The sequence below is a fragment of the Chelatococcus albus genome (assembly GCF_030067675.1).
GTDB lineage: Bacteria > Pseudomonadota > Alphaproteobacteria > Rhizobiales > Beijerinckiaceae > Chelatococcus_A > Chelatococcus_A albus.
Genome location: NZ_JASJEV010000007.1, coordinates 1 through 22885, shown reverse-complemented (window position 1 = coordinate 22885; position 22885 = coordinate 1). Strand labels below are relative to the sequence as shown.

At 71.6% G+C, this 22885-nt stretch carries 19 protein-coding genes and 1 pseudogene; 3 read left to right on the top strand and 17 right to left on the bottom strand.

Annotation, left to right across the window (positions count from 1 at the left end):
- Position 1: 1 nt before the first annotated feature.
- The 4 genes from QNA08_RS12050 to fdxA form a co-directional block, all read right to left on the bottom strand.
- Positions 2 to 1612: a DUF6504 family protein gene (locus tag QNA08_RS12050; RefSeq protein ID WP_283740969.1), complete on the bottom strand. Its 1611-nt coding sequence runs from the start codon at positions 1610 to 1612 to the stop codon at positions 2 to 4.
- Positions 1521 to 2381, bottom strand: a complete 861-nt coding sequence (locus QNA08_RS12045; protein ID WP_283740968.1) for an ImuA family protein — start codon at positions 2379 to 2381, stop codon at positions 1521 to 1523. Before QNA08_RS12045 ends, QNA08_RS12050 begins: the two co-directional genes overlap by 92 nt.
- Before the next feature lie 201 nt (positions 2382 to 2582).
- The gene (locus QNA08_RS12040) at positions 2583 to 3356 is read right to left on the bottom strand and encodes a ferredoxin--NADP reductase (protein WP_283740967.1); all 774 of its coding nucleotides are present in this window, start codon (positions 3354 to 3356) and stop codon (positions 2583 to 2585) included.
- A gap of 165 nt (positions 3357 to 3521) precedes the next feature.
- The gene (gene fdxA, locus QNA08_RS12035; RefSeq protein WP_283740966.1) at positions 3522 to 3851 is read right to left on the bottom strand and encodes a ferredoxin FdxA; all 330 of its coding nucleotides are present in this window, start codon (positions 3849 to 3851) and stop codon (positions 3522 to 3524) included.
- Positions 3852 to 4164: 313 nt separating this feature from the next.
- On the opposite strand from fdxA, the gene QNA08_RS12030 reads away from it, so the two are divergent.
- On the top strand, positions 4165 to 5367 hold the full coding sequence (locus tag QNA08_RS12030; RefSeq protein WP_283740965.1) for an amidohydrolase family protein: 1203 nt from the start codon (positions 4165 to 4167) through the stop codon (positions 5365 to 5367).
- Between the two features lie 177 nt (positions 5368 to 5544).
- Here QNA08_RS12030 and QNA08_RS12025 read toward each other — a convergent pair whose 3' ends face one another.
- The 11 genes and pseudogenes from QNA08_RS12025 to QNA08_RS11975 all read right to left on the bottom strand — a co-directional run bounded on the left by QNA08_RS12025 (position 5545) and on the right by QNA08_RS11975 (position 18819).
- Positions 5545 to 5997, bottom strand: coding sequence for a MarR family winged helix-turn-helix transcriptional regulator (locus tag QNA08_RS12025; protein ID WP_283740964.1), 453 nt, complete (start codon positions 5995 to 5997; stop codon positions 5545 to 5547).
- 372 nt (positions 5998 to 6369) lie between these two features.
- Positions 6370 to 7074, bottom strand: coding sequence for an ABC transporter ATP-binding protein (locus QNA08_RS12020; protein ID WP_283741195.1), 705 nt, complete (start codon positions 7072 to 7074; stop codon positions 6370 to 6372).
- 26 nt (positions 7075 to 7100) lie between these two features.
- Positions 7101 to 7883, bottom strand: coding sequence for an ABC transporter ATP-binding protein (locus tag QNA08_RS12015; protein WP_283740963.1), 783 nt, complete (start codon positions 7881 to 7883; stop codon positions 7101 to 7103).
- A complete protein-coding gene (locus QNA08_RS12010; RefSeq protein WP_283740962.1) occupies positions 7880 to 9769 on the bottom strand; it encodes an ABC transporter permease in 1890 nt (629 codons plus the stop codon). Before QNA08_RS12010 ends, QNA08_RS12015 begins: the two co-directional genes overlap by 4 nt.
- Positions 9770 to 10173: 404 nt before the next feature.
- Positions 10174 to 11382, bottom strand: coding sequence for an ABC transporter substrate-binding protein (locus tag QNA08_RS12005; protein ID WP_283740961.1), 1209 nt, complete (start codon positions 11380 to 11382; stop codon positions 10174 to 10176).
- Positions 11383 to 11432: 50 nt separating this feature from the next.
- On the bottom strand, positions 11433 to 12017 hold the full coding sequence (locus QNA08_RS12000; protein ID WP_283740960.1) for an amino acid synthesis family protein: 585 nt from the start codon (positions 12015 to 12017) through the stop codon (positions 11433 to 11435).
- Positions 12014 to 12598 carry an amino acid synthesis family protein gene (locus QNA08_RS11995; RefSeq protein ID WP_283740959.1) on the bottom strand — a complete coding sequence of 195 codons (585 nt, stop codon included), beginning with the start codon at positions 12596 to 12598 and terminating at the stop codon, positions 12014 to 12016. The genes QNA08_RS12000 and QNA08_RS11995 overlap by 4 nt, the downstream gene beginning before the upstream one ends.
- Positions 12599 to 12809: 211 nt before the next feature.
- Positions 12810 to 13646 (bottom strand): annotated as a pseudogene (locus QNA08_RS11990) (UPF0280 family protein); the annotation flags it as partial.
- 61 nt (positions 13647 to 13707) lie between these two features.
- On the bottom strand, positions 13708 to 15204 hold the full coding sequence (locus QNA08_RS11985; protein ID WP_283740957.1) for a 6-hydroxynicotinate reductase: 1497 nt from the start codon (positions 15202 to 15204) through the stop codon (positions 13708 to 13710).
- Position 15205: 1 nt separating this feature from the next.
- Positions 15206 to 17983, bottom strand: coding sequence for a molybdopterin-dependent oxidoreductase (locus QNA08_RS11980; RefSeq protein WP_283740956.1), 2778 nt, complete (start codon positions 17981 to 17983; stop codon positions 15206 to 15208).
- Positions 17984 to 17985: 2 nt separating this feature from the next.
- The gene (locus QNA08_RS11975) at positions 17986 to 18819 is read right to left on the bottom strand and encodes an FAD binding domain-containing protein (RefSeq protein WP_283740955.1); all 834 of its coding nucleotides are present in this window, start codon (positions 18817 to 18819) and stop codon (positions 17986 to 17988) included.
- Between the two features lie 605 nt (positions 18820 to 19424).
- Here QNA08_RS11975 and QNA08_RS11970 point away from each other — a divergent pair.
- Entirely contained in the window at positions 19425 to 20402 is a 978-nt protein-coding gene (locus QNA08_RS11970; protein ID WP_283740954.1) for a cache domain-containing protein, read from the top strand.
- Positions 20402 to 21472: a ligand-gated ion channel gene (locus QNA08_RS11965; RefSeq protein ID WP_283740953.1), complete on the top strand. Its 1071-nt coding sequence runs from the start codon at positions 20402 to 20404 to the stop codon at positions 21470 to 21472. The genes QNA08_RS11970 and QNA08_RS11965 overlap by 1 nt, the downstream gene beginning before the upstream one ends.
- Before the next feature lie 55 nt (positions 21473 to 21527).
- On the opposite strand, the gene QNA08_RS11960 is transcribed toward QNA08_RS11965, so the two are convergent.
- Both QNA08_RS11960 and QNA08_RS11955 read right to left on the bottom strand, forming a co-directional pair.
- Positions 21528 to 21938, bottom strand: coding sequence for a glutathione S-transferase C-terminal domain-containing protein (locus QNA08_RS11960; protein ID WP_283740952.1), 411 nt, complete (start codon positions 21936 to 21938; stop codon positions 21528 to 21530).
- A gap of 510 nt (positions 21939 to 22448) precedes the next feature.
- Positions 22449 to 22885, bottom strand: a 437-nt coding sequence (locus QNA08_RS11955) for an IS5 family transposase (protein ID WP_283740951.1), incomplete at its 5' end; no start/stop codon positions are given.

The following is a 22885-nucleotide window of genomic DNA, read 5'->3' as shown; positions in this document are numbered from 1 at the left end:
CTCACCCGAACAGGCCGTGCACGAACCAGCGCGGCGCATCCGTCTCGCGGCCGTAGAGGCCCTCGCGATAGAGCCAGAAGCGCCGCCCCGCCTCGTCCTCGACGACGTAATAGTCCCGCGTCGCGCCGGGGGCGTGCCACCATTCGGCAGCGATGCGCTCCGGCCCCTGCACTCCGGCGACGCGGTGCGACACGCCGCGCCAGCGGAAGCGCCGCGGCGGGCCCTCGGGCACGAGGGCGAGGACCTCCGCAGGCTCCGCCCGCGGCAGGAGGAGGAGCGGCCGTGCCCGGTCGGTCCGCGGCCGCGGCCACGCCGGGGCCTCGCCGCCGGCGGGGCGGGCGCGGACGGCCCGCTCGGGCACGAAGCTCTCGACCGGCCAGAGCCGCCGCACGCTGCCCGGGCCGAGGCGCTGGCGCAGTGCGTCGACGAGGCGGGTGTGGCGTTCCCGCATCGCCGTGCGGTCGCCCGTCGCCACGAGCGCCCGGGAGAGCTCCGGCACGGGTTCGACGGCGGTTGCATCGAGGCGGATGGTCTCGAAGCCGAAGCCGGCGTCGACCGTCTCCGCCGCGGCGTCCAGCCGCAGGGCGGCGAGCCGCGCAACATGGCGGGGGTCGCGCGTGGCGGCGGCAAGTCCGATGTCGAGCGTGAAGGTCCCCCCGTCGACGCGGTAGAGGGTGAGGGCGAGCATGCGGGCGCCGACGCCGTCGCGCGCGAGCTGCGGCGCGAGATCCCCCATCAGGTCCTCTGCCACCGTGGCGACGGCGTCCTTCGTGCCGATGGGCTCGAGGAGCTGGCGGCAGGCGCCGTAGGCGGGCTCCGGTCCGAGGGGGGAGATCGGCTCGGGCAGATACCCCAGCGCCCGGTCGAGGCGGGCGAGGAGCTCCTTGCCGAAGCGCGTGGCGAAGGGGGCGCGCGGATTGCGCATGAGATCGGCGACGCGCTTCACGCCGAGACGGCGCAGGGTGGTGCACATCGCCGGCGGCAGGCGCAGGGCGGCGATGGGCAGGGGGGCGAGGGCGCGCGCCTCCGCGCCGGAAGGCACGATCATGCTGGGCACGATCACGCCGGGCGAGGCGGCGTCGGCGCCCGCCCCCTCGGCCCCGCCGCCGTAATGCGCCACGGCCCAGGCGGCGCCGGGCGTGCCGGCGAGGGCGAGGCGGGCCGGCAGGCCGAAGCGGGCGAGGCGCCGGGCGAGGTCGGCGAGCAGGCCCGCCTCGCCGCCGAGGAGATGCGTGGCGCCGGTGACGTCGAGGAAGAGGCCGTCGGCGCCGTTCTCCTCGTTCCAGGGGGCGACCGAGGGGGTGTAGCGCGTCGCCCAGCGGGCGAGGCGGTTGAGCGCCGCGTCGTCGGCAGCCGGGTCGGCGGGGCGCACCTGCAGCCCGCCGGCCTTCGCCCGCGCGTCGGCGAGGGTGTCGCCGACGGCGAGCCGCAGCGCCGCGCCGGCGGCATTGACGGCGGCGATGCGCGGCCCGCCGCTGCCCTCGACCGAGAGGATGAAGGGCAGGGCGGGGTCGACCGGGTCACGCCGGTCCCGCGGCGGAACGCGCGCCTGCGCCTGCAGGAAGCGCGTGATCGGCCAGCGCGGAAACCAGACCGAAACGATGCGCGGCATGATCGAACTCCAACACCCATGCCCCGGGATGCCCGTTGCGGCAGCGTGCGAGCGCCGCCCGCCAGCGCGGCCGCCGGAGAGAGCCGAAGCGGTCGCGCCCGGCGGCCGCGGCCGCGATGCGCCAGCGCGTCGCCGCCGCGCTCGCCGGCTCGGCGCCGCGCGGGCGCAGGAGGAGGAGCGGCAGGCCGGCCGTGCCCGCCGCCAGATGCAGGCGGCGGCTCGCCGTGAGGTCGAGATCGGCGCCGAGGCAACCCGCCGCGACGGGCGCGGCCCGGGCGGTCGCGATCTCCTCCAGGGCCCACAGGGCGTCCCGCTCGTCGCCCGCCTCGACGAGCGTGAGGCGCCCCGGATCGAGCCCGAGCGTCTGCAGGCCGGGGCCGTAGAGCCGGCCGCAGTCGGCGAGGCCGCGGGCGGAAACGACGAGGAGGAGCGGGGCGTCCCACGCTTCCGGCGCCGCCTGCGCCTCATCCCCCGCCCGCGCCTGGGCCGCGAGCAGGCGGCCGGCGAGCGCGACGAGGAAGCCGAAGGCTGCCGGCATGTCGCCGTAGCTCTCGGGCACGATCTCGTGCAGGGCATCGGCGGCGAGGCCTCCCCGCGGCAGGCAGGCGTCGACGGCGGCGACGCCGAGGGGCAGGGCCGGCCGTTCCGCCGTGCCGAGGTGCTCGAGCCGCGGCAGGAGTCGGCGCAGGTGCGCCACCGCGGCATCCCGCTCGCGCCCCCGCGACGTGGCCCGGCCCCGCAAGGTGGTTGAAACGACGACGCTGTCCATCACGGCACCCGTTGAGGGAACCATGATAAGAACAAAACAAGAACAAGATCAAGCCCGTGGATGGCGGAGGGCGTTTCCCCGCGCGGGCCTCTCGCCCGCGCCGTCCCGGTCGCCGGGAGGCGCGCGGCATGAGGCACCCAAAAAGAAGCCGGCCGGGTGGGGACCGGCCGGCACGAGGAGAGGAGCAGGAGGGAGAGGGTGTCAGCGCTCGGCGAAGGCCTTCTCGATGACATAGTGGCCCGGCTCGCCGTGGTTGCCTTCCACGAAGCCACGCTCGTCGAGGATGACGCGCAGGTCCTGCAGCATCTGCGGGCTGCCGCAGAGCATGACGCGGTCCGCCTCCGGGTCGAGGGGCGGCAGGCCGATGTCGTCGAAAAGCTTGTTCGACGTGATGAGGTCGGTCACGCGGCCGCGGTTGCGGAAGGGCTCGCGCGTCACGGTCGGGTAGTAGATGAGCTTGTTGCGGATCTCCTCGCCGAGGAACTCGTCCTGCGGCAGGTCGCGCGTGATCATCTCGCCGTAGGCGAGCTCGGCGATCTGGCGGCAGCCGTGCAGCAGCACGACCTTCTCGAAGCGTTCGTAAGTCTCCGGATCGCGGATGATCGACAGGAAGGGAGCAAGCCCCGTGCCCGTGCCAAGCAGATAGAGGCGCTTGCCGGGCATGAGATTGTCGAGCACGAGCGTGCCGGTGGCCTTGCGCGACACGATGATCGGGTCGCCCTCCTTCAGGTGCTGCAGGCGCGAGGTCAGCGGCCCGTCCGGCACCTTGATGGAGAAGAACTCGAGCTTGTCGTCATAGTTGGGGCTCACCACGCTGTAGGCGCGCAGGAGCGGCTTCCCGTTCACGGGAATGCCGATCATGGTGAACTGGCCGTTCTTGAAGCGGAAGCCGGGGTCGCGGGTCGTCGTGAAGCTGAAGAGCGTGTCGGTCCAGTGGTGCACGCTCAGGACGCGTTCCTCGTTGAAGTTGCTCATGGTGTTCGATCCTGGCTTTCGATCCGTGAGGTTCGTTCCGTCTCGTTGGGACGCAGTTCACAGGTCCGGCGTCACTGCGACAGCGGCGCCGCTCGACAGGCAACCTTGGTGCGAGGGGCTATCCGGCCTTCCTTTGCCCGAAGTCGCACTGTTTGGCAAGCAATTTTACATTTTATTCGTTGTAAGGAGATAATTCTCCTTGTCTGGAATGTGTTTCCAATCGTCCGCGTCCGCCGGCACGGCTCCTTTCTCCGTGATGTTGGGCCAGATTGCGGCGTAGCGGGCATTGATCTGGATCCACTTCTCCGCCCGCGGGTCGGTATCCGGCACGATGGCCTCGGCCGGGCATTCCGGTTCGCAGACCCCGCAGTCGATGCATTCGTCGGGGTGGATGACGAGCATCACCTCCCCCTCGTAGAAGCAGTCGACCGGGCAGACCTCGACGCAGTCCATGTACTTGCAGCGGATGCACCCGTCGGTGACGGCGTAAGGCATTGGCTCGTCTCTCTCGCTCCGGCCCGGCGGGCGGCCCTTCCGCCCCGCGGCATCCGGCGGCCTCTTTCAGTCTCGCGGCCTTGGCCAGTCTCGCGGCCTTGGCGGCCGCCTTTCCTTTGATCAGAGCGGCCTTGCCGGCCGCCTCCTTGCATCTCAGCAGCCTTGCCGGCCGCTTGTTTGTTTGTATACTAACAAAAATAAGGGCGGTGCGGAGACTTTGTCAACCGCCCTCGAAGGGCTGAAACCAAGGCGCCGCCTCGCTTTTGCCGCGGGCTGCGTCGACGCGAGAGTCGTGTCGAGAGGGGAATGTCACATGGCGCATGAAGAGCCGCAGAAGTCCGCCGGTCCGACGAAGCTCGTCATCCGCAACATCGGCCTGATGCTCAGCGGGGATCTCGGGCAGCCCATCCTCGACGCCGACACCATCGTGGCCGTCGACGGCAGGATCACCGCCGTGGGCCGCGAGAAGGACGTCGACACGGAAGGGGCGACGACGCTCGTCGACGCCCACGGCACCACGGTGGCGCCCGGCCTCATCGACAGCCACGTGCATCCCGTCGCCGGCGACTGGACGCCGCGCCAGCAGCAGCTGAACTGGATCGACAGCTTCCTGCACGGCGGCGTCACCACCATGATCTCCGCCGGCGAGGTGCACACGCCCGGCCGCCCGCGCGACGTCGTCGGCCTCAAGGCCATGGCGATCACGGCGCAGCGCACCTTCTCCGCCTTCCGCCCCGGTGGGGTGAAGATCCACGCCGGTGCCCCCTGCATCGAGCCGGACATGACCGAAGAGGACTTCAAGGACCTGGCCGACGCGGGCGTGAAGCTTCTCGGCGAGGTGGGGCTCGGCGGCGTCAAGGACGGGCCGACGGCGCGCAGGATGGTGGCCTGGGCGCGCAAATACGGCATCCAGTCGACGATCCACACCGGCGGCCCCTCTATCCCCGGCTCCGGCCTCATCGACAAGGACGTGGTACTGGAGGCCGACACCGACGTCGTCGGCCACATCAACGGCGGCCACACGGCCCTCCCCGACGACCAGATCCGCTGCATCTGCGAGGGCTGCAAGCGCGGGCTCGAACTCGTGCACAACGGCAACGAGCGTGCCGCCCTCTACACCCTGCGCATCGCTCGCGAGATGGGAGACCTCAACCGCGTCATCCTCGGCACGGACGCGCCGGCGGGCTCGGGCGTGCAGCCGCTCGGCATCCTGCGCATGATCTCGCTCCTCTCCTCGCTGGGCGACGTGCCGGCGGAGGTCGCCTTCTGCTTCGCCACCGGCAACACGGCGCGCATGCGCCAGCTCGACTGCGGCCTCATCGAGGTCGGTCGCGCCGCCGATTTCGTGCTGATGGACAAGGCGCAGCACTCGGCCGGCAGGGACCTCCTGGACAGCGTCCGGCTCGGCGACCTGCCGGGCATCGGCATGACCGTCATCGACGGCATCGTGCGCACCGGCCGCAGCCGCAACACTCCCCCGGCGACGCGCGTGGCCGAGGTGGTGCCGACGCGCTGAGGCGTGGGGCGGGGGCGCCCTGCACGAGGTGGTAGGTGAGGCCCGGGAGTTGCGGGCCGAAGGGCACGACGAGCGCCTCGCTGCCTCGCTCGCGGCGGCGGAAGCCGCGGTCGACGCCCTGGTCGACCGGCTGCTGCGCGAGGAGGAGAGCCGCCGGGCGGCGTGAGCCGCGCCCCGTCACCTGAGCTTCTTCAGGAGCTCCACGAGGGTCGCGCGTTCCTCCGCCGTGAGGGGAGCGAGCGTTTCCTCGGTGATGGCCTCGGCCTGGATGCGGGCGCGCTCGGCGACCGTCCGGCCGGCCTCGGTGAGGGCGACGACGAGGCGGCGGGCGTCGCGCGGGTCGGGCCGCGTCTCGGTGAGGCCGCGCTTCGTCAGCCGGTCCACCACGCCCTTGATGGTGGCGGCGTCCATGGCCGTCTGGCGGCCGAGGAGGTTCTGCGAGGTCGGCCCCTTTTCGAGGAGCTTGGCGAGCGCCGCCCATTGCGTCGGCGTCAGCTCGTCGCCGATCATGGCGGCGAAGATGGTGGCGTGCCGCTGGCTGACCTGGCGCAGGATGAAGCCCACCTGCTCGTCGAGGACGTAAGCGCCCTCGGCGGTGCGGTGGCGGCGGGCGGTCCTGGCTGCGGTCATGCGGTCTTCCTGGTCGTCTCTTCCATGCGGCCTGCGGCGCGGCCGCCACTGTCGTCAGGCCCTATCGAGCGATCGTGGCGGCGAGCAAGGCCATCCGGCCTCCCCCCTGCCATCCCGGAAGCCGCGACGCGGCTGTCCGACCCGAAGGGGCCGCCTTCGCGGCAGTTCCAGAAACGACATTGGTCCAGACAAGAGCGCGGCGGGCGTCGCGCTGCCTGGATCACCCGCATCGGTTCTGGTTCCCGGGCTCACGCCTGCGGCGTGCCCCGGGATGACCGTGGACGGCTCCCGCGCGAACCTCTCCACGTCACCCGGGAAAGGGCAAGGGGAGTTCCTCGCTCCCCCGTACCCCGTACCCCCTTATCATACCGCTCACACGGCGAGATAGGCGTCGCGCACCTCCGGATTCGCCTCGAGCTCGGCCATGCTGCCGGAAAAGCGGATGCGGCCCTTCTCGATGATATAGGCGCGGTCCGAGATGAGTCTGGCGAAATGCAGGTTCTGCTCGGAGAGCACGATGCTGAGCCCCTCGCGCTTCATGGCGAGGATGGCGTCGGCCATCTGCTCGACGATCTTGGGCGCCAGCCCCTCCGACGGCTCGTCGAGGAGCACGAGGGAGGGATTGCCCATGAGCGTGCGGCCGATGGTGAGCATCTGCTGCTCGCCGCCGCTCATGCGCCCGCCGAGGCGGGAGCGCATCTCGCCGAGATTGGGGAAGAGGGCGTAGAGCTTCTCCGGCGTCCAGGTCGGGGCGCCGGCGCGCGGCGGCTGGCGGCCGACGAGGAAGTTCTCCTCCACCGTGAGCTCGGTGAAGATGCGCCGGTCTTCCGGCACGTAGCCCAGGCCCCGGCGCACGATCTCGTGCGTCGGGAGGGCCGAGACGTCCTCCCCCTCGAAGAGGATGCGCCCGCGCCGCTCCGCCACCAGCCCGACGATCGAGCGGAAGGTGGTAGACTTGCCGGCGCCGTTGCGGCCGAGGAGGGCAACGACCTCGCCCGCGCCGACCTCGAGGCCGACGTCGAAGAGGATGTGGGCCGGGCCGTAATAGCTGTTGAGGCCGGAGACGGAGAGCTTCATGCCGGTTGTCGTCGTCGCGCCGGTCGTCATGCGGCTCTCCCTTCGCGATGGCGGGCGTCGTAGACGAGGCCCTCGCCGAGGTAGATGGCGCGCACCTGCGCGTCGCGGCGCACTGCCTCGGGCGAGCCCTCGGCGATGAGCTGGCCGCGGTTGAGCACCATGACGCGGTCGGCGTGCTCGAACACCACGTCCATGTCGTGCTCGGTGAAGAGCACGCCGATCCTCTGCTCGCGCGCGATCGCGGCGGTGAGGCGCATCAGCTCCACGCGCTCCTTCGGGGCCATGCCGGCCGTCGGCTCGTCCATGAGGAGGAGCTTCGGCCGGTTGGCGAGGGCGATGGCGAGTTCGAGGCGCTTCAGGTCGCCGTAGGCGAGCTCGCCGCAGGGCCGCTCGGCGTCGGCGCGCATGCCCACGAGATCGAGCAGCGCCTCGGCCTCCCCTGCATGGGAGCGGCCGGCGAAGCGGTGGAAGACGGAGAGCTGGTGCGCGTGCGAGAGGAGGGCCACCTGCACGTTCTCGCGCACCGTCATGGAGGCGAAGGTCGCCGTGATCTGGAAGGTGCGGCCGACCCCGAGCCGCCAGACGGCGCGCGGGCGCATCCCCGTCGTATCGCGCCCCTCGAGGCGGATCGTGCCCGTGTCCGGCCTGATCTGGCCGTTGAGCATGTTGAAGCACGTGCTCTTGCCGGCGCCGTTCGGGCCGATGAGGGCGAGGATCTCGCCCGCCGCGAGGCCGAAGGAGACGCCGCGCACCGCGTGCACGCCGCCGTAGGACTTGGCGAGGCCCTGGACCTCGAGGAGCCTGGTCATTCCGCGGCCTCCATCTTGGCGGCGCCGAAGGCGGCGCCGTTCGGCTCGGAGCGGTTGCGCCGGGCGCGCAGCTCCTCGACGGAGCCGACGATGCCCTTGGGGAAGGCGACGACGAGCACCACGATGACGGCGCCGAGCACGAGCTTCGACAGTTCGGTCTGGCTCATGAGCCAGATGGCGAGCGCCTTGTAGACGAGGGCGCCGACGACCGCGCCCGACACCGTCTCGATGCCGCCGAGGAGCACCATGACGAGGCCGTCGACCGAGGTCGGGATGGCGAGGTTCTCGGGGAAGACGCTGCCCTTGAGGAAGGCGAAGAGCGCCCCTGCGACGCCCGCGAAGGTGCCGGCGATCACGAAGGCCGTCCATTGCACGCGCCCGCGGTCGATGCCGATCGCCTCCGCACGCAGGACGGAATCGCGCGTGGCGCGCAGGCCGTAGCCGAAGGGCGAGAAGACGAGCACCCTGAGCGCCGCGATGCCGGCCGCCGAGACGGCGAGCGCCAGCCAGTAGAAGCCGCGCGGGCCCGCCGCCCAGGGCGAGGGCCAGACGCCGAGGATGCCGTTGTCGCCCCCCGTCACCTCCACCCACTGGAAGGCGACCGACCAGGTGATCTGCGCGAAGGCGAGGGTGAGCATGGCGAAATAGACGCCCGACAGCCGCACGCAGAACCAGCCGAAGAGCGCCGCCCCGGCGAGGCCGAGGAGCGGCCCGGCGAGGAGCGCCGCCTCCATCGGCAGGCCCGCCGCCTTGGCGGCGAAGGCCGCGCCATAGGCGCCGAGGCCGAAATAGGCGGCATGGCCGAAGGAGGCAAGGCCACCCACCGTCATGAGGAAATGCAGGCTCGCGGCAAAGAGCGCGAAGATGATGATCTCCGACCCCACCGTGAGGGCATAGTCACCCGCGACGAGCGGCAGGAGGGCGGCGAGCGCGACGCCCGCCGCAACCGCGATCCGCTCGCCCGGCGAGAACGGTCGCCACGGGCGGATGCTCACCCCCGGCGCTTGGCGCGCCGGGCCCTCGGGCTTGCCGAAGAGGCCCCACGGCCGCACCACGAGCACGGCCGCCATGACGAGGAAGACGAGGACGAGCGAAATCTTCGGCATGACGAGGATGCCGAAGGCGTTGAGTTCGGACACGACGATGGCGGCGACGAAGGCGCCGAAGACGCTGCCGAGCCCGCCGATGACGACGACGACGAAGACCTCGACGATGACGCGCAGGTCCATGGCGTGGCTCACCGCGTCGCGCGGGATCTGCAGCGCCCCACCGAGCCCGGCGAGGAAGACGCCGAGCGCGAAGACGCTGGTGAACAGCCATTTCTGGTTGACGCCGAGCGCCGCCACCATGTCGCGGTCCTGGGTTGCTGCGCGTACCAGGACGCCCCAGCGCGTGCGCTTGAAGACGAGCCAGAGCAGGCCGAGCACGACCGGGCCGAGGGCGATGAGGAAGAGGTCGTAGCTCGGCACCATCTGGCCGAAGACCTCCACCGCCCCGCGCAGGCCCGGCGCCCGGCGGCCGACGAGATCCTCCGGCCCCCAGATGACGACCACGAGGTCCTGCACCATCAGCGTCACGCCGAAGGTGGCGAGGAGCTGGAAGAGCTCCGGCGCGCGGTAGATGCGGCGCAGGAGCACGATTTCGAGCAGGGCGCCGAGCGCCGCCACCGCGAGCCCGGCGAGGACGAGCCCGCCCCAGAAGCCGAAGGCCCCCTCGAGCCGCTCGGTGAGCGTGTAGGCGAGATAGGCGCCGAGCATGTAGAAGGCGCCGTGCGCGAAGTTCACGATCCGCGTCACGCCGAAGATGATCGACAGGCCGGAGGCGACGAGGAACAGCGACGCTGCGCTCGCAAGCCCGGTGAGGAACTGGACGACGAGGAATTCCACGGACTCTAGCCTTCCTGCGTTTCGACGCCGATCGCCGCTCTGCCGTGCCGGCCCCGATGCCCGCGGGGGGCGGGGCCGCCCCGCGCCTCGGGCGGCCGCTCGCATCGGCTCCGGCTCCCGGGACGGCACACCGCCCCGGAATGACACTCGAACTTCACCCCCGTGTCACCCCCGCAGGGCGGGGGCATGAGGAACGGGAGAGGTCACTGTCCCTCACCCGGTCCGCTCCCTGTCATCCCGGAAGCGGCGATGCCGCTGTCCGGGAGCCGGAACCGATTCCGGTCGGGGATGAGGCCCGACGCATGCCGCGCCTTCCGGACTGCCCGCCTCGCTTCTGGATCCCGGGGCTCACGCCTGCGGCGTGCCCCGGGATGACGGTCGGTGCTTGCCGGACGCGCCTCGTCTCAGCTCTGCGGACGCATCTTCCGCACCTCGTCGTCGCTCGGCAGGTACTTGGCGCCGTCGCGATACTCGAAGTCCACCATGACGCCGCGCCCGCCCCTGACCGCCGTCCTGCCGACATAGGCACCGAGCGTCGACTGGTGATCGATCTTGCGGAAGGACATGGGGCCGAAGGGCGAGGAGAGTTCGATGCCCTCGCCCGCCTCCACGAGCTTTTCCGTGTCGGTGGAGCCGGCCTTGGCGAGAATGGCGGCGACCGCCTTCATGGTGGCGTAGCCGACGACCGAGCCGAGGCGCGGATAGTCGGAGTACTTGGCGCGGTAGGCCTTGAAGAAGGCGTCGTGCTCCGGCGTCTTGATCGCCTCCCACGGGTAGCCGGTGACGATCCAGCCCTCCGGCGTCTCGTCCTTCAGGGGATCGAGATATTCAGGCTCGCCGGTGAGGAAGCTCACCACGGCGCGGTCCTTGAAGAGGCCGCGCGTGTTGCCCTCGCGCACGAGCTTCACGAGGTCGGGGCCGAAGGTGACGTTGAGGATCGCCTCGGGCTTGGCCGCGGCGATCGCCTGCGCCACGGCGCCGGCATCGATCTTGCCTTGCGGCGGCCACTGCTCGCTCACCCACTCGATGTCGGGGCGCTTGGCGGAGAGGAGCTGCTTGAAGATGGCGACCGCCGACTGGCCGTATTCGTAGTTGGGCGCGATCGTGGCCCATTTCTTCGCCGGCAGCTTCGCCGCCTCCTCGGCGAGCATCGCCGCCTGCATGTAGTTCGACGGCCGGAGGCGGAAGGTGTAGCGGTTGCCCTGCGACCAGGTCATGGCGTCGGTGAGCGGCTCGGCCGCCATGAAGAACACCTTCTTCTGCTTGGCGAAGTCGGCGACCGCAAGTCCGATGTTGGAGAAGAAGGTGCCGGCGATCAGCACCACGCCCTCGCGCGAGACGAGCTCGTTCGCCGCGGTGACGGCGTCGGCCGGCTTGCCGCCGTCGTCCTTCGACACGACGACGAGCTTCTTGCCGTTGACGCCGCCGGCGGCGTTGATCTCGTCGACCGCGAGCTGCCAGCCCTTGCGATAGGGCTCGGTGAAGGCCGGCAGGCCGGAATAGCTGTTGATCTCGCCGATCTTGATCTCGCCCTGCTGCGCCCGCGCCGCCGTCGCCGCGCCCACGGCGACGAAGGCGGCGAGCGCCGCCGACACCCGCAAACCTGCCTTCATGACACTCTCCCTTTCATCGCGATCGCGCCGGCCGCCCTCTGGTCTCGGCTTCAGCGCAATCCATCCTCGCCCTTGATCTCGCCCTTCGTGAGCCCGCCGACACGCGGCAGCGGCCGGCCACTGTCGGTCACCGCCACGGCGACGACGATCTCGTTTGCGCGTGGCGCATCACAGATCCGCACCTCCATGCCGTCGAAATGGCTGCGCACGAAGGCCGCATCTTTATGGCCGAGCGGGATGTCGAGCACCACGCCCGGACCCCCGCGTTTCTTGGAGGAGGGTATGAGCGCCGCCCCCTTGCCGAGCACCTTGCGCACCGGTGCGCCCATCTTGGGGTGGAGGAGGGCGGCCGCATGTTCGAGCTCGCCGTTCTCGCCGACTGCCGCGGCCTTGCCGTAGCTCTCGGCCGCCGGACCCTCGATGCCGAGCGCGGCGACGGCCTTCGCCGCCAGCAGGCCGCCCAGTTCCTCGCCGGCGTCGATCAGCTCCGACAGATCCTCCACGTAGCACCCGGCGAAGGGGTTCTCGATCACCGCAAGCGCCGCGGCGCGGCGCGTCGGCGGATCGACGGGGCGACCCATCTCGCTCAGCGTCTCGTCGACCACCGTCACGATCTTGCGGATCCTCGCCTTCATCTGAGCCCGTCCTCTCCCTTGATCTCGCTCGCCTTCAGCCCGCCGACGCGGGCGTGGACGCGCGCGCCCGTGGTCATGACGAGCACGAGCACGAGCTCGTCGGCTTTCGGCCCGTCGGGCACGCCCACCTCCATGGCGTCGAAATGGCTGCGCACGTAGGAGGCGTTGACGTGCGTCACCGGCACGTCGAGGCGCGTGCCCGGGCCGCCCACCTTCTTCGTCGAGGGCACGATGGCCTTGGCGCCGCCCAGCACCTCGCGCATGGCGTAGCCGCCCGGCACGTGCCAGAGCGCGCCGTGCTCCAGTTCCCCGGCGGCGCCCACGATGGCGCCCTTGCCGTAGCCCTCGATCGCCCCGGCGCGCCCGCCGAGGGCGGCGACGAGGTCGGTCGCCATGGCGAGGCCGAGCGGCTTCAAATCTTCCATGAAGCCCGCGATGTCCTCGACATAGCGCCCGGCGAAGGGGTTGTGCACGACGGCGAGCACCGCCCCGCGCTTCAGCGGCGCGGCGGCGGCCGGCCCGCCCTCGTGAAAGATCTCCTCGACGGTGACGAGGCGCTTGCGGACTTCGACGTCAGGCATGGACGGACCCTTGTTGTTCCTCATGATGGGCCAGACGCGACCGCCGGCCCCCGTCATCCCGCAGGCGGCGAAGTCGCTGTCCGGGAGTCAGAACCGGTTCCGGCCGACGACCGGGCTCGACGCACGTCGCGCTGTCCGGTTGACGCGCATCGTTTCCGGCGCCGGGGCTCCTCGCTGTGCTCGGGAACGGGATGACACGGCCTGCCTCGCATCCCGTCACCCACGTCTCGCCCGAGAGGTGCAGCGCCGCCGCGGCGACGAGGCCGGTGCCGACGAGCCGTTCGGCGGCGGCGAGGCCGCGCGCGAGCGCCTTCTCGATCTCCGCCGGCGTGAGCGCCGCGACGGCGCGCGTCACCGGCCGGTCGCCGAGGTCGCTGTCGGGCTGCAGGTCGCGCGCCGGCAGGCGCGTCACCGCCGGGTGGCCGGGCAGGTCGACGGCATTGGCGATCACGGTCGCCGCCGCGTCCGCCTCGGCCGCCGTGCGGGCGAGCACCGTGACGGCGTCGGCGATGCCGAGGGAGAAGGAGCGCCCGTGCCGGCCGCTCGTGGCGATGCCACGGATGCCGTCCGCCGCGGCGATCCGCGTGCGACCGAAGAGGCTTGGCCGGTCCGGCCGGTCGACGAGGCCCACCGTGAAGCCCTCGCCCGCCGCGAGATGAAGCGCGATGTCGCCGCCGTTGTTGACATAGGCCTTGGCCAGGGGCGCCGCGGCTGTCATGGCGGCGAGGATCTCCTCGGCCACCGCGCCCGCCACCGCCGCCATCGGCGTGATGAAGGTCTCCGCGGCGAAGGGGGCGACCGCCGCGTGCATGCGCCGGGCCACCGGCCCCGCGAGGGGTGAGGGGCCGGGCCGCGCCGGAGCGCGCAGGAGGGCGAGCTCGCCGCACAGTTCGTCAAGCATGCCCGTGAAGCGCCGCGCCGCCGCCGCATAGGCCGCCTTGACGGCCTCGCCCGCGCCGAAGGCCTCGATGACGAGGTCGATCGGCCCGTCCTGCAGATGCAGGCGGCGCCCGTCGGGCAGGAGGGCGGCTTGCGGCGCGCGCTTCATGGCCGACGCCTCGCGGAGGCACCGGCCGGGGCAACGCGTCCGAACCTCGCGGCGCCGCGGGTCATCCGTGCGACCTCCGGGCGGTCTGGGGGGCGAAGGGCCAGGGGTTGTCCCAGCGGTGCGGCACCTGCCGGCGCGCCTCGCCGCCGTGGAGCGAGGAAAGCGGCCGCACATGGTCCATGTGGCCGCCGAGCGCCGCGTAGTCGGCAAGCCGCAGGGTGAATTCGATGGGGGCGACGAGGGCGGGCGTCGGCACGTAACCGAAGGCGTTCTCGGGCACGCGCGTCACGTCCACCATGAAGGTGATGCCGCCGCCCGGCCAGACATAGACCGGCGCTCCACCGCAGGTGACATAGGTGAGCGCGTCCTTCACGGAGCGGGTGAGGCGCACCGGGTTCTCGGTCACACCGGCGCGCAGCGAGCCGCCGGCCCCGCCCATGAAGAGCACGGTGGAGAGTGCCGGCTCGCAGTTCTCCTTGATGCGCTCGACCGATTCCTTCAGCTCCGCCGGCAGCTCCCGCTCCATGGGCACGAGGCGCTCGTCGAGCTCGTAATAGGCGAAGTGCTCGCCCGTCGTGCTCACCATCAGCAGGCGCAGGCCCGGCCAGGCCTCCTTCGGGTCGAAGGCACCGAGGATGGAGAGGGGGGCGCAGATGTTGGTGCCGCCCCAGCCCGTGCCGGGCTCCGCCACCTGGAAGTAGCGGCCGGGCGTCGAGCGCCGGCCCTTCATCTTGATGCCCGTGTCGGGCACGCCGAGGAGCTTGCCGGCCTGGTGCTCGGAGAGGACGCCGGTGATGTGGTCGTCAACCACCACCACCTCGTCCACCTTGCCGTGCCACTGCTTGGCGAACATGCCGATGGTGGCCGAGCCGCAGCCGACGCGCATGCGCTCTTCCGGCACGCCGTTGACGATCGGCGCCCGGCCCGCCTGCACGACGACGCTCGCGCCTTCGTCGATCGCCAGTTCCACGGCCTTGCCGTTGCACAGATCGAGCAGGGTATCGCAGGTGATGCGGCCCTCCTTCTTCGAGCCGCCGGTGAGGTGATGCACGCCGCCGAGGGAGAGCATCTGCGAGCCGTACTCGCCGGTGGTGACGTGGCCGACCGGCTCGCCCTGGGCGCGCACCAGCGCGCGCTCCGGGCCGAGGTGGCGGTCGGTGTCGATCTTCACCTTCACGCCGCAGTAGCTGAAGATGCCCTCGGTGACGACCGTCACCATGTCGACGCCGTCGACCTCCGAGGCGACGATGAAGGGCGCGGGCTTGTAGTCCGGGTAGGTGGTGCCGGCGCCGATGGCGGTGACGAAGGTCTCCGGCCCCTGCAGGATCTTGCCGTCCCAGTCGCCCGTGCGGTGGAAGGGCACGACCGTGCCGCCCTGGGCGAGCGTGCGGTCGAGGACGACGTGCGGATCGACCCGGACAAGCTCCCCTTCGTGGTTGGCATAGCGGTCGCACGCGCCCGTCATGCCCTGCTTGATGTAGCACATCACCGGGCAGGCATCGCAGCGGATCTTGTCGTCCTTGGCCGGGCTCTGCACGGCAGCTTGCTCGTTCGACATGTCAGCCTCGTGCGCTCTTGGCGGCGAGAATGGCGGCGCGCACGCGGTCCGGAGTCGCCGGCACGCGGCGGATGCGTGCGCCGGTGGCGTCGTGGATGGCGTTGAGGATGGCCGGGGCGGTCGGGATCAGCGCCTGCTCGCCGACGCCCTTGGCGCCGAAGGGGCCGACGGGGGAGGCGTCCTCGACGAGGATCGATTGCACCGGCGGCATGTCGCCGGCGGAGGGGATAAGATAGTCATGCAGGTTCTCGCCGCGCCCGGGATGGAATTCCTCCATCAGCGCGAGGCCGAGCCCCTGTGCCGCCCCGCCCTCGATCTGGCCCTCGACCAGCGTCGGGTTGATGGCGCGGCCGACGTCGTGCGCCGCCGTGATCTTCAGCGCCTTGACGGTGCCGAGCTCCACGTCCACCTCGACCTCGACCATGTGCACGCCGAAGCCGTAGACGGCGTAGGGAATGCCCTGGCCGTCGGCATCGAGCGGGCTTGTCGGCGGGTCGAAGGTCGCTTCCCCCGTCAGCACGTAGCCGTGCGCGTCGAGCGGCAGGTCGGCAAGCGCGATGCGGCGGGCGTGGTCGCCCGCGCGCACGGTCACCGCGCCGTCCTCGAAGACAACCTCCGCCGCCTCGCCTGCATTGGCGAGGCGCAGGATGGCGCGCCGCAGCCCGCGCCCGGCGAGCTCGGCCGCCTTGCCGGTGACGAAGGTCTGGCGCGAGGCCGAGGTCTTGCCGCAGTCCGGCGTCACGTCCGTGTCGCCGGACAGGAGGTCGAAGCGCGCCACCGGCGCGCCGAGCGCATCGGCGCAGATCTGGGTGATGACCGTGTTCGAGCCCTGGCCGATGTCGACCGCCCCCTGGTGCAGGGAAAGCCGCCCGTCGCGCTTCAGGCCGACGCGGATGGTGGAGGGGTTGGGCAGGGACGTGTTGCCGCAGCCGTACCACATGCCGGCCACGCCGACGCCGCGGCGCAGGTGCCCGTCGGCGGCGGCGTTGAAAGCCGCGGCCTCCTCCCGCGCCCGGCGCCAGTGCGGCCGGAGCGCTTCGAGACAGGCGCGGATGCCCACGCCTTCGCCGAGCACCTGGCCCGTGACCGTCGGCTGATCGGGCGCGAGCGCGTTGAGGATGCGGAACTCCAGCCGGTCCATGCCGAGCCTGTCGGCGAGCTCGTCGTAGAGCTGCTCCTGGGCGATGGCCGCCTGCGGCACGCCGAAGCCGCGGAAGGCCCCGGCGGGCACGAGATGGGTGTGCACGGCGCGCGTCAGCGCCCGGTAGTGCGGCACGTGATAGGGGCCGGAGGCGTGCACGGGCACGCGGTTCGCCACCGTCGGCCCCCAGGAGGAATAGGCGCCAGTGTTGAAATCACCGAAGAAGTCGAGACCGACGAGGCGGCCCTCGCGCGTCGCCCCGGCCCGGGCGCGGATGCGCGCGGGGTGGCGCTTCGTCGTCGTCATGATCGATTCCGGGCGCGTGTAGACCATGCGCACGGGGCGGTTCAGGTGCCAGGCGGCCAACGCCACGAAGGGCTGGACCGACAGGTCGAGCTTGGAGCCGAAGCCGCCGCCGACCGCCGTCGGGATGATGCGCACGGCCTCGGGCGCGAGCCCCAGGATCCTGGCGACGTCGTCGCGGTCCATGTAGGGGGCCTGGGTGCAGGCCTGAATCTCGATGCGGTCGCCGACGCGCCGGGCAAAGCCCGCCTCCGGCTCGATATAGGCGTGTTCGACGAAACCCGTCTCGAACTCGCCCTCGGCGATGACGTCGGCGGCTGCGAGCGCCGCCTCCACATCGCCGCGCACCACGCGCCCGCGCACCAGCACGTTGCCGGCGCGGTCCTCGTGCAAGAGGGGAGCGCCCTCGGCGAGCGCCGCCTCGATCGTGGTGTTGGCCGGCAACTCCTGCCAGGTCACGGGGAAGCGGTTGAGGTCGAGCGCCGCCATGGCGGCGGGTTCGCCGACGACCGCCGCCACCGCCTCGCCACGGAAACGGGCGGCGCGCTCGGCGAAGACCGGCTGGTCGGCGAAGGGCGGGATGACGCCGTAGCGGTTCTCGCCCGGCACGTCACGCGCGGTGAACACGCGCACCACGCCCGGGTTCGCTGCCACGAAGGCGTCGATATCGCCGAAGGTGAAGCCCGCGCGATGGTGGGGCGAGCGCACGGCGCGCACCACGAGGCAGTCCGCCGGCCACGCGTCGGCGCCGAAGATCTCCGTGCCGGAAACCTTGCGCTCCCCGTCGAGGCGGGCGATGCGCGCGCCGACCGCCTTGCCGGCCGCGGGAGGATCGGCCTGTGCCGGTGTGGCGCGCGCATCGAGCACCGCCTTGACGATCTTGCGGTAGCCGGTGCAGCGGCAGAGCACGCCGCCGATGGCGTCCATCACCTCGGATTCGGTCGGCGTCGGGTTGCGGTCGAGGAGCGCGGTCGCCGCCACCAGCATGCCGGGCGTGCAGATGCCGCACTGCGCCGCGCCGTGGCTGAGGAAGGCGGCCTTGAGCCGCTCGGCGTTGGGAGAATGGGTGGCGAGCCCCTCGACGGTGACGACCGAGCGCCCTTCCGCCTGACCGGCGGCGACGAGACAGGCGCAGACAGGCTCGTCGTCGAGGAGCACGGTGCAGGCGCCGCAGTCGCCGGCGTCGCAGCCCACCTTCGTGCCCGTGTGGCCGAGATCCTCGCGCAGCACCGTGGTGAGCCGGGCGGCGGGCGAGCTGACGACGGCGACGTCGCGGCCGTTGAGCGTGAAGGCGATCTCCGGGCCCGCGTCCACCGTCCGCACGCGATCGAGCATCGTCAGTTCTCCGCAACGCAGGCCTCGAGGGCCCGCCGGATGAGGGTGAGGGCGGCGTCGCGCCGGTAGGCGGCGGTGGCACGCAGGTCGTCGATGGGGGAAAGCGCCGCGAGATGGTCCGTCGTCACGCGGTCTCCGAGGCCCGGGCGGGCCGGCGCGCCGACGAGCGCGGCCTCGAGCGCGGCGAGCCGCTGCGCCACCGCCGAGCAGGCGCCGACGGCGACACGCGCCTCGGCGACGCGGCCCGCCGCGTCCGCCTCGACGACCGCCGCCGCCATGGCGATGGAGATGACGAGGTAGCGCCGCGCGCCGAGCTTGAGGAAGGCGGAAGCGCCCTCGATCGTGCGCGGCACGACGACGGCGGTGACGATCTCGTCGGGGCGGATGGCGGTCTGCCGGTAGCCGGTGATGAAGGCGGCGAGCGGCAGGCGGCGCGTGCCGCCGCGCGCGCTCAGCTCCACCTCCGCGTCGAGGGCGAGCAGCGGCGGCACGCCGTCGGCGGCGGGGGAGGCGTTGCACAGGTTGCCGGCAACCGTGCCGGCGTTCTGGATCTGCAGCGAGCCCACCTCGCGCGCCGCCACCTTCAGCGCGTCGAAGGCGCGCGGCAAGGGCGCCGCCGCCACGGCGCTCCAGGTGGCGCGGGCGCCGATGCGCACGGCCTCGGGACCGACGCTGATCGCCTTGAGCTCGTCAAGCCGCGAGATGTCGATGATCGGCCCGGCCGGCTGCCGGTCGCCGAGCGCCGGGAAGAAATCCGTCCCGCCGGCGAGGATGCGGCCGCCGTGCGTGGCGAGCACGTCCACCGCCTCGTCCAAAGTCACTGGCCGGAGATACATCGATCCCCTCCCGCAAGGCCGCAGCGCGGCCGTTCGTGTTCCCCAGGCAGCCATTCGCGGCCGCTCGACTGTTCTTGGTGCGGCCGTTCGCGGCCGTCGCTTTTTCATTCGTATACAAATAATCTGGACCGCCCTTCGCGGCCCTGTCAAGCAGCCGCGATGCAGGTTTTTGAGGCAGCGATGCTGTCCTTTCCGGTGCGGCGGCGCCGCACCTTTGGGCAGGGAGCCGGCGGCCGCATCCCGCGCGAACCTCTTCCCCTCATCCCGGAAGCGGCGTGAGCACCGGTCCGGCCTCGCCCGTCACCCCGGACGCCGTATGAGCGGCTGTCCGGACACTGTCCCCCGCCCTCCCGGGGCGGCCGCAGGCGCTCGCGTCGGGCGCAACGCGCCTGCAGCTACAATTGTACCTTGACCGTGACGTTCGGGAACGGCCTATTGCCGAGGCCCGTTTCCGTTGCCGCCCGGCGCCAGCCGGCGGCTCTCACGGCACCGGGGCCACCCTCCTCGCCAGGATCGAGCCGTTCGCCATGCCGCAGCCGAGCGCCACGCCACCCGACGCAGCCACGACTGTCATTGCGCCCTTCCCGGCGCGGGGCGGGATCCCCTTGCGGAGATTCCTGGGCGGGACGGCAGCTGCCGTCGCGCTTGCCGTCGCGGTGGTTCTCGTTCTCGCCTTCGGCGGCATGCTGCGGCTCCTCGAGGGGGCGGAGTTGGAGGCGAACGCGCACGACCGGGCGGTGCAGATGAAGCTCGTGAGCGGCGCGCTCGCGAGTTCCTTCGACCAGGCGGCGAAGTTCGCCCTCGCCCTTGCCGAGACGACGGCGCGCCGGGCCGATGTGGCGGCGGCGCTCGCAGCCGAGGACCGGGAGGCGCTGCAGCGCCTGTCGCAGGGGCCCTACGACTATCTGAAGCGCCAGGCCGGCATCCAGATCTACGGCTATCACAGCAAGGACATCCGCTACCTCCTGCGCATGCACAAGCCCGAGTCCTTCGGCGACGATATCGCGGGCTTTCGCCCCATGGTCGTGGCGGCGAACAGGACGCGGCGCGCCCAGACCGGCGTCGAGATCGGCATTGCCGGCATCGGTCTGCGCGGCATCGCCGTCGTCAACCATGGGGGCGAGATGGCAGGCACCATGGAGGTGGGCCTCGACATGCGCCCGATCCTCGACCTCGTGAAGGCGTCCACGAATGCCGACATCGCCGTCATCGTCGTGCCGTCGCTGGGTGGCATTGCCCTCGATGACAAGACGCCGCGCTTCGGCGACCTGAACCTCGCCATGTCGACGGACGACGAGCTCTTCGCCTCGCTCCTCAAGAAGAGCCGCATCCGCCCCACCCGCGACATCGAGATCGGCGAGGAGCGCATCGACGGGCGCGCCTTCAGCATGGTGACGCAGCCGCTCGTGGACTTCAGCGGCCGGCTCGTCGGGCTGACGATTGCCCTCAAGGACGACCCGCGCGCCGCTTCGCGGCGCACGCACACCGAATTGTGGGTCGTCGCCCTGTGCGGGGGCATCCTCGCCTTCGTCGTCTTCTCCGTCCTCTTCCAGGTCGCGCTGGCGCGCCGCCGGGGGGTGTGATGAAGCGCCTCTTCCTCGTCCTCGCCCTTCTTCTCGCCCTTCCGGCCGCCGGGCTCGCGGCGCCCGCGGACAAGCCCGCCGACAAGGATGCGCTGCCGACCGGCGTCGAGCTGCCGGTGCGCGTGCGCGTCGCCTTCCGGGTGCTCAACGTGCTGCAGGTGGCGGAGGTCGCCGGCCAGGGGCGCCTCTACGTGGAGGTGACGCAGCGCTGGTCCGACCCGCGCCTGCGCTTCGACGCCGTGGAGGCGGGCACGGGCCGCGTCGACCGCGTCGGCGACGATGCGGACGACTATCTGAAGACCATCTGGACCCCGGGCCTTTCCGTCGACAACCAGGTGGGCGACAGCGAATCGCGCACGGTCGCCGTCTCGACCCATGCGAACGGGGACGTGGTGCTCATCGAGCGCTACGAGGCCAATTTCCGCTTCCGCATGAACATGGACGCCTTCCCCTTCGACCGGCAGGACCTGACGCTCTCCTTCTCCCTGCCGCGCTACGCCAAGCAGGAGGCGATCCTCATCGCCACCGAAGCGGACCGGCAGCTCTCCGACATCGACGAGGCGCTCTCGGTCGTCGACTGGAAGCCCGTGCGCCTGCGCTTCGCCAACGCGGAGACCATGGGCTGGAACGCGCGCAGCTATTCCCGCCTCAATGCGACGGTGACGCTCGCGCGTCTGTCGGAACGCTACCTGCTGCGCGTCTTCGTGCCGATCCTCGCCGTGCTCGCCGTCTCCATCTTCGTGCTCTGGTCGCCGGGGCTGAAGGAGCAGGACAAGGGCGGCCTCATCTTCTCCTCGCTGCTCGCGCTCGCGGCCATCAGCTTCACCTTCGAGGCAAGCTTTCCCGGCTCCATCTCGCTCAACACGCCGATCGCGCAGATGATCTCGCTCGGCTACCTCTATCTCGTCGCCGTGCTGATGCTGGAGGTCGCGCTGTCGGGCCGCGCCGCCGACCCGCAGGCGCGCTTCCATGTCGCGGCCCGGGAGCTCAAGCGCCAGATCCGCTGGGCCCTGCCGGCGATGATGGTCGTCATCTGCATCGGCGCCGCCGTGCGCGCCATTCCCGCCTGAAACTGGCGCCGGTCCCGCGGCCGGAATGTCATCCGGCCGCGGAGCGCAGAGGGACTCAGGCCACGCGGGCGTAGCGGCCGCGGCCGAACATGCGGTCGAGCCCGTCGGGCGTCGCCACGCTGCGGGCGGCATCCGTCGCCGAGGCGATGTCCCTGATCTTTTCCAGGAAGCGCACGGTGGCCGGGCGCTCGGCCACCGCGTCGAGCCAGCGCGCGAGCTTCGGCCGGCCCTCGGTCGGCAGGCCCATGGGGCCGGCGTTGCGCAGCCAGGGATAGGTCGCGACATCGGCGACGGAATAGTCCGCGCCGCCGAGCCAGGGCACCGCGGCGAGCCTCTCCCCGAGGAGGTTCATGAGCCGGATCGCCTCGCTGCGGTAGCGCGCCTCGGCATAGTCGATGCCCTTGTGGTAGCGGGCGAAATGCACGTACTGGCCGAACATCGGCCCGATGCCGGTGAGCTGGATCATCAGCCACTGCAGCGCCTCGTAGCGGGCCGGCCCCGAGGCGGGCAGGAGGCGGCCGGCATCCTCGGCTAGGTCCTGCGCGAGGCGGGGCTCGTCCGGGCGGAGCGGCGGGGTGCGGAGGTGCTCAACACCGCCCGCACGGAGGACGTCGAGCGCCGCTTCCCCGGCCTCCTCGCCGCCATCCTCGCCGCGGCGGAGAAGACGCGCACGGCGTGAGGCGCTGAGCCCGGCGGCGCGCCGAGGCCGCCGCAGGCCGCTCCCGCACCCCTCTCGCCATCATCCCGGAAACCGCGGAGCGCTTGTCCGGGAACCGCAAACGACCCGGCTGGAGAACGAGACACGAGGGGAACCGCGCCTTCCTGAAGCCCCGCGCCGGTTCTGGTTCCCGGGCTGGGGCTTCGCCCGCCCCGGGAGGACTGTGGAGGGTGCCTGCGCGAACCTCCCCCCGCCATTCGGGGGCGAATCGCTCCCCGTCGTTGCGCAGGCGCGTCGGCGGCGCGGCGCGCGCCCCGCCTAGGTCGTGGGCTCAAACCGTGTCCATAGCCTTGTTGCTGCGATGAGGACGGCAGCGAGGAAGTTCCTGGCGAGCTTGTCGTATCGGGTGGCGATGCGTCGGAAGTGCTTCAGCTTGTTGAAGAAGCGTTCGACGAGATTGCTCAGCCTGTAGAGGCTCTTGTCGACGGTGCGCTGGACGCGCCGGTCGCGGCAGGTCGGGATGTGTCCGCGCCCGCCGTGGCGAGCGATCAGGTCGAGGACGGCCATGGCGTCGTAGCCGCGGTCGGCGATGACGTCGGTGACCGTTCGGCCTTCCAGCAGCAGGGGCACGGCCGCCTTGTCGGATGCTTGGCCCTGCGAGAGGACGATCCTGACCGGCAGGCCCCGGCCGTCGACCACGGCATTGATCTTGGTGGTCAATCCTCCACGAGAACGACCGATGGCGTGATCCGGGC

Coding starts and splice junctions, on each gene's coding strand:
- QNA08_RS11980 (WP_283740956.1), bottom strand. CDS start 17,983: ATGCTCGATCGCGTGCGGACGGTGGACGCGGGCCCGGAGATCGCCTTC.
- QNA08_RS11960 (WP_283740952.1), bottom strand. CDS start 21,938: ATGATCCAGCTCACCGGCATCGGGCCGATGTTCGGCCAGTACGTGCAT.
- QNA08_RS12030 (WP_283740965.1), top strand. CDS start 4,165: ATGGCGCATGAAGAGCCGCAGAAGTCCGCCGGTCCGACGAAGCTCGTC.
- QNA08_RS12040 (WP_283740967.1), bottom strand. CDS start 3,356: ATGAGCAACTTCAACGAGGAACGCGTCCTGAGCGTGCACCACTGGACC.
- QNA08_RS12020 (WP_283741195.1), bottom strand. CDS start 7,074: ATGAAGCTCTCCGTCTCCGGCCTCAACAGCTATTACGGCCCGGCCCAC.
- QNA08_RS11975 (WP_283740955.1), bottom strand. CDS start 18,819: ATGTATCTCCGGCCAGTGACTTTGGACGAGGCGGTGGACGTGCTCGCC.
- QNA08_RS12000 (WP_283740960.1), bottom strand. CDS start 12,017: ATGAAGGCGAGGATCCGCAAGATCGTGACGGTGGTCGACGAGACGCTG.
- QNA08_RS11995 (WP_283740959.1), bottom strand. CDS start 12,598: ATGCCTGACGTCGAAGTCCGCAAGCGCCTCGTCACCGTCGAGGAGATC.
- fdxA (WP_283740966.1), bottom strand. CDS start 3,851: ATGCCTTACGCCGTCACCGACGGGTGCATCCGCTGCAAGTACATGGAC.
- QNA08_RS12005 (WP_283740961.1), bottom strand. CDS start 11,382: ATGAAGGCAGGTTTGCGGGTGTCGGCGGCGCTCGCCGCCTTCGTCGCC.
- QNA08_RS12045 (WP_283740968.1), bottom strand. CDS start 2,381: ATGGACAGCGTCGTCGTTTCAACCACCTTGCGGGGCCGGGCCACGTCG.
- QNA08_RS11965 (WP_283740953.1), top strand. CDS start 20,402: ATGAAGCGCCTCTTCCTCGTCCTCGCCCTTCTTCTCGCCCTTCCGGCC.
- QNA08_RS12025 (WP_283740964.1), bottom strand. CDS start 5,997: ATGACCGCAGCCAGGACCGCCCGCCGCCACCGCACCGCCGAGGGCGCT.
- QNA08_RS12050 (WP_283740969.1), bottom strand. CDS start 1,612: ATGCCGCGCATCGTTTCGGTCTGGTTTCCGCGCTGGCCGATCACGCGC.
- QNA08_RS12015 (WP_283740963.1), bottom strand. CDS start 7,883: ATGACCAGGCTCCTCGAGGTCCAGGGCCTCGCCAAGTCCTACGGCGGC.
- QNA08_RS11985 (WP_283740957.1), bottom strand. CDS start 15,204: ATGTCGAACGAGCAAGCTGCCGTGCAGAGCCCGGCCAAGGACGACAAG.